Source organism: Bacteroides sp. AF32-8BH (assembly GCF_003435205.1).
In the GTDB taxonomy this organism is placed as follows: Bacteria; Bacteroidota; Bacteroidia; order Bacteroidales; family Bacteroidaceae; genus Bacteroides; species Bacteroides ovatus.
In genome coordinates this window covers 22,202-29,082 of record NZ_QVLZ01000064.1, presented here as the reverse complement: position 1 = coordinate 29,082, position 6,881 = coordinate 22,202, and the positions used below count along the sequence as shown (strand labels likewise).

Sequence of the window (6,881 nt, the reverse complement as noted above, 5' to 3'; positions counted from 1 at the left end):
AGCTAACAGTGTAACTATCTGATTTTCAGTAGTGGGCGTTGACGGATTCGAACCGCCGACCCTCTGCTTGTAAGGCAGATGCTCTGAACCAGCTGAGCTAAACGCCCTTGTTAATGAGCCGGAAGTGTTTCGTTTTTTGTGTGGGCGTTGACGGATTCGAACCGCCGACCCTCTGCTTGTAAGGCAGATGCTCTGAACCAGCTGAGCTAAACGCCCGTACACTTCCGTTTCAAAAGCGATGCAAAGGTACGGCATTTTTTGAATTCTGCAAACATTTCATGTATTATTTTTCAAGAAAGTTTTTATCAAATAAAGAAACACTCTGATTATCAGCAAATAATAATAAAAACTTTTTTCTTGCCACTTTCACTTCTTCCAGTTCATCTAATAAACAGAACAAAATAAAGATAGTCGCGCCTCTTTTTCTATCATTAATAATTAAAATAGAATCTGCAGGAAAACGAATTCCCAACAAAGATAGTAACGCAGGAACGCTTAAATCCGGGAAATAACTTTTCCGGTCAAACGTTAAACAAGCTGTTTGCGAACAACACGTGCCGGATTCCCGACTGCCACACTGTCGTCGGGAATATCTTTCGTCACAACGCTCCCCGCCCCTATCACACAGCGATTGCCAATTGTCACGCCGGGACAGATAATAGCACCGCCACCAATCCAGCAGTCTTCGCCAATCGTCACCGGATAAGCATATTCCTTAGAGCCTCTTCTTTCCAGGTAATCCATCGGATGATGCGGCGTATAAATCTGTACACAAGGTCCAACCAGCGTATGGGCGCCTATTGTGATATATCCTCCATCCAGGAAAGTGCAATTGGCATTCACAAATACATGTTCACCCAATTTGATTCCGTCTCCATGATCGCAATGAAAAGGCGGGCAGATTATTGAAGTTTCAGGAATCTCCGGTACCAGTTCTTCCAATAATTCCCGATACCCCGCATCATAAGTGCTCATTCCCCGCATACGCGCCAGCAGCTTCTTGGCATGTTCAAAACGCACCTGCAATTCCGGCGCAGCCATATCAGCCAACTGGCTACTACGCATCTTTTCTACTTCCGTCATACTTTATATTTCTTTACCGTTAGTAAATACAAACTTCTTTTCATCCGAAAGAGATTCGTTAAATTCGAATCCTTCCCAGGAGAAGCTTTTCAAATCCTCCGGATTTTCGATTCTGTTCTTCAGAATGAACCGCGTCATTTCACCACGGGACATCTTGATATAGATCACTATCGAAGCTAATTTCCCGTTCTTCCACACCTGAAATTCGGGAGTAACGACACGCACTTCTCTCTCCACACGCTTCCAATCGAACAAACTTTTCATCTCGTCGCTAGCCAGATTGCAGAGTATGCCTCCCGCTTTCTTTATATCTTCGATGAAGACATCCGTCAGACGGGATTTCCAATAAGAGAACATGGTCTGATTACCCGATTCCGGCAACACTACATCTCCTTCCAAGCGGTAGGAACGAATGACATCTAAAGGCCTCAACAACCCATAACAGAAAGAAGTCAACCGCAGATGTTCCTGCGCATATTCGAATTCTTCTTTCGAGAAATCCTTTGCATTCAGTCGCTTGAATACAATTCCGGTATAAGCCAGCAAAGCGGGCAGTTCCGATGTGTCTTCTGCATGAAAAGCCTGATAACGCTTATAATTCTCCACCGCCATCCTGGCATTTATACGCAACAGGCGTTCCAGTTCATCCACCGAAAACTGTGACATCTGCAAAGCAATCCCGGAAGCTTCTTTTTGAAATCGTGGAACTGTCGTCAAAGGTACTTTCACCTTTGAAGTCTCACTCATAGTCTTGGCACAAGATAGAAGTACTAACATTGTTTTATCTGATTTTATCTTTTCAAGAAACAAAAATAAAAAATAAATCGCTTCTCTTGCTGATGGATAGACAGATTCTACTTAGTTTCAACCAATAATTAACTTTAATCATTTATTAATAACAAAACACTCCCTATATAGAACACACTCTGATGTGCTATATTTACTAATAAAAAAGAAACTCCCCCTTTGGACAAGCCAAAGAGAGAGTTCTCCTTATCTAATAGACAGCTAAAACTGTTTTTATTTATATTCCTGCCAGCTCTTAATCTGAATATCATTCAGTTTCAATTCGCAGAATGCTTCGATAAAGGCACTTGCCAAACGAGCATTGGTAATCAACGGAATGTTATGATCGATTGCACCGCGACGGATACGATAACCGTTCGTCAACTCACGCTTGCTGTGATTCTTCGGAATGTTAACGATCAAATCAAACTTATGGTCAGCAATCATCTTCATGACGTTGTTCTCTGCACCCGGCTTTTCATCCGGCCAGTAAACTGGAGTAGTTTCTACACCGTGAGCGTTCAAGAAAGCTGCTGTTCCGGCAGTTGCGTAAATCTGATAGCCCTTAGCAAACAGCATACGGCTGGCATCCAGCAAATCTACTTTCGACTTCATTGCACCGGAAGAGAACATCACTGCTTTTTCAGGAATTTTGAATCCGGTAGCAATCATTGAATTCAGCAATGCTTCAGAGAAATCGTCACCGATACATCCCACTTCACCAGTAGAAGACATGTCTACGCCCAATACCGGGTCAGCCTTGTGCAGACGAGAGAAAGAGAATTGAGAAGCTTTTACACCAATCCAGTCGATATCGAATGCCGACTTATCCGGACGTGAGTATGGAGCATCCAGCATGATGCGGGTAGCAGTTTCGATAAAGTTACGTTTCAGAACTTTAGAAACAAACGGGAAGCTACGAGAAGCACGCAAGTTACATTCGATTACTTTCACTTCGTTGTTACGAGCCAGGAACTGGATATTGAACGGACCGGAGATATTGAGTTCTTTAGCAATCTGACGGCTGATCTTCTTGATGCGACGAGCTGTTGCAAAGTAAATCTTCTGTGCCGGGAATACCAAAGTTGCATCACCGGAGTGAACACCGGCAAACTCTACATGTTCGGAGATTGCGTATTCTACCACTTCACCATTCTGCGCAACGGCATCAAATTCAATCTCTTTCGTATTTTCAAGGAACTGGGAAACAACAACCGGATATTCTTTAGAAACTTCGGCAGCCATCTTCAGGAAGTTTTCCAATTCTTCATCGTCATAGCAAACATTCATTGCTGCTCCTGAAAGGACGTAAGAAGGACGAACCAATACCGGGTAGCCTACTTTTTCTACAAATCCCTTCACTTCTTCAAGACTGGTCAGTTCCATCCAAGCCGGTTGGTCGATACCCAGTTGGTCGAGCATAGCAGAGAACTTGTTACGGTTTTCAGCACGGTCGATAGAAATCGGAGAAGTACCCAATACAGGAACCGACTGACGGTAAAGTTTCATAGCCAAGTTGTTCGGGATTTGTCCGCCTACCGAGACGATCACACCACGAGGTTGTTCGAGGTCGATTACATCGAGTACACGTTCGAACGAAAGTTCGTCGAAGTAGAGACGGTCGCACATATCATAGTCAGTAGAAACCGTTTCAGGGTTGTAGTTAATCATGATAGACTTGTAACCCAGTTTGCGGGCAGTCTGAACTGCATTCACCGAGCACCAGTCAAATTCCACAGAGCTACCGATACGGTAAGCACCCGAGCCCAGTACGACTACTGATTTTTCATTCTTATAATAGTTTACATCGTAGCCTTCCACTGCATAAGTCATATACAGATAGTTAGTTAGTTCCGGATGTTCGGAAGCAACTGTATTAATACGTTTTACAGCCGGGAGGATACCCATAGACTTACGATGAACACGCACTGCCAGGTTTTCTTTCTCCATGTTTCCGGTTGGATTCAGTACGAAACGGGCAATCTGGAAGTCAGAGAAACCTAACACTTTAGCTTCACGCATTACATCGGCAGGTATATCTTCTACCTTATTATAGGTAGACAGTTTCGCTTTGTAGTCTACGATATTTTTCAGTTTGCCAAGAAACCATGGGTCGATCTTTGTCAGGTCGTGGATACGTTCGATGGTATACCCTTCTTCCATTGCTTGTGCAATGGCGAAAACACGCAAGTCAGTCGGGCGAGAAAGCTCTTTATCAAGATCATCAAAGTGCAGTTCGTCATTACCTACGAAACCGTGCATTCCCTGACCGATCATACGAAGGCCTTTCTGGATGATTTCTTCGAAAGAGCGACCGATAGACATGATTTCACCTACCGATTTCATGCTTGAACCGATTTCACGGGATACACCGGCAAACTTCGTCAAGTCCCAACGAGGGATTTTACAGATATAGTAGTCAAGTTGCGGAGCTACGTATGCAGAGTTCGGGGTTCCCATCTCGCCAATCTGGTCGAGTGTGTAACCAAGTGCCACTTTAGCAGCTACGAATGCCAACGGATAACCGGTAGCCTTAGAAGCCAATGCAGAAGAACGGCTCAAACGGGCATTTACTTCAATCACACGGTAGTCATCCGTTTCAGAGTTGAAAGCATACTGAATGTTACATTCACCCACGATACCGAGGTGACGGATACATTTGGTAGAAAGTTCTTTCAACAGAGCCAGTTCTTTATCATCCAGCGAGCAGGTGGGAGCTACTACAATTGATTCGCCGGTATGAATACCCAGCGGATCGAAGTTTTCCATGCTGGCTACTGTGAAGCAATGGTCGTTAGCGTCACGGATCACTTCAAATTCGATTTCTTTCCAGCCTTTCAAAGACTCTTCTACCAGAATTTGTTTGGAGAAAGCAAATGAGCTCTCTGCCAATTTCAGGAACTCTTCCTCATTGGCACAGATACCGCTACCAAGACCACCCAGTGCATAAGCAGAACGCACCATGACAGGATAACCAATTCTGCGTGCAGCAGCAATGGCATCTTCCATGTTTTCTACTGCCTGGCTGACCGGAGTCTTCATTTCTATCTCGTCCAGTTTCTTCACAAACAGGTCACGGTCTTCTGTATACATGATAGCTTCTACTGAAGTTCCGAGCACCTTTACTCCGTATTTATCAAGAACACCTTGTGTGTAAAGTTCAGCACCACAGTTCAATGCAGTCTGTCCGCCGAATGCCAAAAGGATACCATCGGGACGTTCTTTCTTGATAATTTCTTCTACGAAATAAGTATTCACGGGAAGGAAATACACTTTATCGGCAATACCTTCAGAAGTCTGAATGGTTGCGATGTTCGGGTTTACCAATACTGAGCTGATACCTTCTTCTTTCAAAGCTTTCAGTGCTTGTGAGCCTGAGTAGTCGAACTCTCCGGCTTGTCCGATTTTGAGTGCTCCAGAACCCAAAACGAGAACTTTCTTGATTTCCTTTTCCATTTCTTTTGTTGTTATAATAAGTTGTTATTTCTAAGTTCGTTCATAAAAAAAATGCGTTACCCTCAAAAAAGGATTAACGCATTACCAAAGAACTAAAATATTGTTTTTGGAAATAAGAGAAGAAGACTTTCGTTTCGGGATGAAAAACATCCGAATGTAAATAATACTTGCTTCTAATTTCCTGTTGATTCATTGTTGACTTCAAAATTTGTGCAAAGTAACGACATATTTTGCACATGACAAAAAGATATGTTCACTTTTTTACTGAAATAATTTACCGTGTTAATGAAACAGTCGTTTTTCCATTGGCTTTTAATGATTACATTCTTATCTTAAGCAGGCACAAATCATGAAGTAACTGCATTTTGATGTTTCTTTCAGTTTTTATCCTTATCTTTGTCGCCATTATATAATAAGGTAATAAATATGGGAAAAGAAAAAATCATATTGACGGGCGACCGTCCTACCGGAAGACTTCATATCGGTCACTATGTAGGTTCGTTGAAACGCAGAGTTGACCTGCAAAACGCAGGTGATTATAGTAAGATGTTTATCTTCATTGCCGATTCACAGGCATTGACAGACAATATAGACAATCCGGAAAAGGTACGTCAGAATGTAATCGAAGTTGCTCTTGATTATCTGGCTTGTGGTATTGATCCGACTAAAGCTACGATTTTCATCCAGTCGCAAATACCGGAACTATGCGAACTTAGTTTCTATTATATGGACCTTGTCAGCGTATCCCGCCTGCAACGTAACCCGACTGTGAAATCGGAAATCCAGATGCGTAACTTTGAAGCAAGTATTCCCGTAGGTTTCTTCACTTATCCCATCAGCCAGGCAGCAGACATTACAGCATTCCGCGCAACAACTGTCCCTGTGGGTGAAGACCAGGAACCGATGCTCGAACAGGCTCGCGAAATCGTTCGCCGTTTCAACTATATATATGGTGAGACATTGGTAGAACCGGAAATCCTGTTGCCGGACAATGCAGCTTGTCTGCGTCTTCCGGGAACTGACGGTAAAGCTAAAATGAGTAAATCGCTCGGAAACTGCATCTACCTTTCGGAAGAACCGGAAGAAATCCAAAAGAAAATCATGAGTATGTATACCGACCCGGGACATCTCCGCGTACAAGATCCGGGAAAGATTGAAGGTAATACGGTATTTACTTACCTAGATGCTTTCTGCCTCCCCGAACATTTCGAACGTTATTTACCGGATTATCCGAATCTGGCAGAACTGAAAGCGCATTATCAACGCGGCGGATTGGGTGACGTGAAAGTAAAACGTTTCCTAAATTCCATCATGCAGGAGACTTTGGAACCGATTCGCAATCGTCGCAAGGAGTTCAGCAAGGATATCCCTGCTATCTACGAGATGCTTCAGCAAGGCTGCGAAGTGGCAAGGGCTGCGGCTGCCGAGACTTTGGCTGACGTGAAGAAGGCGATGAAGATTAATTATTTTGATGATAAGGAATTAATCGAAGAGCAGGTGAAACGTTTCTCGCAAGAGTAAAAGATTTCGTCTGGGAATAAACATAATTATAAGGT

Annotated in this window: 4 protein-coding genes and 2 tRNA genes; 1 reads left to right on the top strand and 5 read right to left on the bottom strand. The window is 43.3% G+C overall.

The window, feature by feature from the left end:
- Positions 1 to 32: 32 nt before the first annotated feature.
- The 5 genes from DWZ47_RS28045 to carB form a co-directional block, all read right to left on the bottom strand.
- Positions 33 to 107 (bottom strand) — tRNA-Val (locus DWZ47_RS28045).
- A gap of 34 nt (positions 108 to 141) precedes the next feature.
- A tRNA-Val gene (locus DWZ47_RS28040) sits at positions 142 to 216 on the bottom strand.
- A gap of 312 nt (positions 217 to 528) precedes the next feature.
- Entirely contained in the window at positions 529 to 1,083 is a 555-nt protein-coding gene (locus tag DWZ47_RS28035) for a sugar O-acetyltransferase (protein WP_032844093.1), read from the bottom strand.
- A 3-nt stretch (positions 1,084 to 1,086) separates the two neighbouring features.
- The gene (yaaA, locus tag DWZ47_RS28030) at positions 1,087 to 1,860 is read right to left on the bottom strand and encodes a peroxide stress protein YaaA (protein ID WP_117515461.1); all 774 of its coding nucleotides are present in this window, start codon (positions 1,858 to 1,860) and stop codon (positions 1,087 to 1,089) included.
- Between the two features lie 243 nt (positions 1,861 to 2,103).
- Positions 2,104 to 5,325, bottom strand: coding sequence for a carbamoyl-phosphate synthase (glutamine-hydrolyzing) large subunit (gene carB, locus DWZ47_RS28025; RefSeq protein WP_117515459.1), 3,222 nt, complete (start codon positions 5,323 to 5,325; stop codon positions 2,104 to 2,106).
- A gap of 426 nt (positions 5,326 to 5,751) precedes the next feature.
- Here carB and trpS point away from each other — a divergent pair, with 426 nt between their 5' ends.
- Positions 5,752 to 6,846: a tryptophan--tRNA ligase gene (trpS, locus tag DWZ47_RS28015; RefSeq protein WP_004314379.1), complete on the top strand. Its 1,095-nt coding sequence runs from the start codon at positions 5,752 to 5,754 to the stop codon at positions 6,844 to 6,846.
- Positions 6,847 to 6,881: the final 35 nt, after the last annotated feature.